Origin of the sequence: Kitasatospora sp. NPDC056731 (assembly GCF_040687675.1) — a bacterium.
Taxonomy (GTDB): domain Bacteria; phylum Actinomycetota; class Actinomycetes; order Streptomycetales; family Streptomycetaceae; genus Kitasatospora.
Genome location: NZ_JBFBNR010000103.1, coordinates 1 through 1,906 on the forward strand (window position 1 = coordinate 1; position 1,906 = coordinate 1,906).

Annotated in this window: 3 protein-coding genes; all 3 read left to right on the forward strand. The window is 63.7% G+C overall.

Annotated elements, in window-relative coordinates; translation table 11 throughout:
• On the forward strand, positions 1–903 hold a 903-nt coding region (locus AB0R04_RS38845), incomplete at its 5' end, for an RHS repeat-associated core domain-containing protein (protein ID WP_363378893.1).
• 144 nt (positions 904–1,047) lie between these two features.
• Complete coding sequence (locus AB0R04_RS38850) at positions 1,048–1,374, forward strand: hypothetical protein (protein ID WP_363378895.1); 327 nt, start codon at positions 1,048–1,050, stop codon at positions 1,372–1,374.
• Between the two features lie 167 nt (positions 1,375–1,541).
• A partial coding sequence (locus AB0R04_RS38855; protein ID WP_363378897.1) for a hypothetical protein occupies positions 1,542–1,906 on the forward strand: 365 nt, incomplete at its 3' end.

Sequence of the window (1,906 nt, forward strand, 5' to 3'; positions counted from 1 at the left end):
CAATACCAGCCCAGCACCGGCCGCTTCCTCAGCGCGGATCCGCTGCTCCTGCCTACGGACCCGCAGCAGTGGAACGCCTACGTGTACAGCAACAACGACCCGGTCAACAAGACCGACCCCACCGGCATGGCCCTGGAGGAATGCGCCAGCGGGATGGCCAAGTGCTCCAACATGGGCACCAAGATCGAGGGCGAGGGCGAGAACTACCAGAAGATCGTCGCGCAGATCCAGAAGGAACAGCCTGCCCGACACGCTGGGTACGTGCGGTTCAGGATTGCCAAGGGGCTGCCGCTGGGGCCGGGTTGGGTCGGCAGCATGCCGTCCGATGTCGAGGCGGAGAAGGCGGCTGCACGCCGAGCTTATGGCTTTGAACTAGAGAACGAGTACAAGAAGAACACCCAGTTCAAGTACGAAACGCAGCCCGGGCAGACCCAGATCCCGGGAGCGCAGCCGTACGACTCGCTCGCGACCGGCAAGGCCAAGAAGTCCGAGCTGATGTTCTGTGCCTACGTCGGGGCGCTCGACTGCTTCGATATGAAGCAGATCACGGGTTGGTCCGGGGAGGTCCCGTACAAGGAGTATCCCGAGGACAAGGGCCACGACACGCCGAAGGTGAACGCCTTCCGGCACTTCACCTGGCAGGCCATGATCACGGCTAAGTACGGGCGGCAGAATGCCGAGATGGTGGCAGACGCCCACGAGGCGTTCGGCGTGAGGGAAGGCCATGGCTACGCCGACCACATTTCCGACCTGGTGAACAACGAGTACGGTCGGAAGATGGGCGAGAGGATCGGTGCGGCGAACGCCGCAGCCTCCGACTCGCAGCTCAAGGCGGTGATCCTCGACGAGGCGAGAAAGTACATCGCCTCGGATGACTTTGCCCGCCCGAGCGATTTCGAGTAGCACGCTGTGCAGTATCTGATAGGTCTGGAACGGAGATATCGGGTGATTGTGTCCTTGAGGTCGGACCGGGTGCGCACTCGGGAGTGGCGGGGTGTCCTGACCGCCTCTCTTGCTTGTGCTCTGCCGCTGGCAGCTTCGTGCACGGTGGGGAAGGAGCCTGTCCCAGCTGTCATCGGGTCCTGGAAGACAACCGTCGCTTCGATCCAGTTTCTGGAGGGCGGCAAGATCGGCGAGGCAAACCTGCTCCCGGCCATGTGTCGTGGAAAGAAGTCCCCGACCGTGGTGAAGTTCACCGGCACCTGGAAGTACGGGACGCTTGACGACGCCGGACCTGGCGCAGTCGCCCAGCTGGTCTCCGTCGACGGCGATCTGAAGTGCGAGAGGTTCTTCCAGTATTCCAAGCAGCAGGACGGGGAGTGGCTGACGATGACTGGCGTGGACGCTGGTCAAGAACCATTCGCCCGGCAGTAGTCCGTTGGCTGTGGATAGCCAGTAGGTCTGTGTCATGAGCGCCCCATCCGGTTGCCGGATGGGGCGCTCAGCTGTTGAGGGGTTAACTCGTGGAGCTGTTGCGTGGAGGATCGTGTGGCGAGGGGCGGCTCGACTTTTGGCCGGTGGGCATCGGTTACCACGGGGAGGTGGAGCCGCTTGCCCTGGTCCGGTTCGTCTACGGACACGTGTACGTCAGCGGTGGCGTCTGCCTCTCCCCGCGCGTCTCGCTCTGGTCCTCGCAGACCTGGGCGGGTAACGCCAGCGGCTACTTCGCGACCGTCCAGGACGACGGCAAGTTCATCGTCTACGCGCCTGGTTGGAATTCCAAGTGGGGCACCTCCACCTGGAATGCCGCCGACTCGGCCAACGCCTCCACGCTGACCTGGGACGTCGAGGGCAAGCTCGCCTCACTCGCTCAGGGTTCGGCCGTCACGACGTACGTCTACGACGCCGACGGCAACCAGCTGATCCGCCGCAACCCCGGCAAGGTCACCGTCAACCTCGGCGGCGG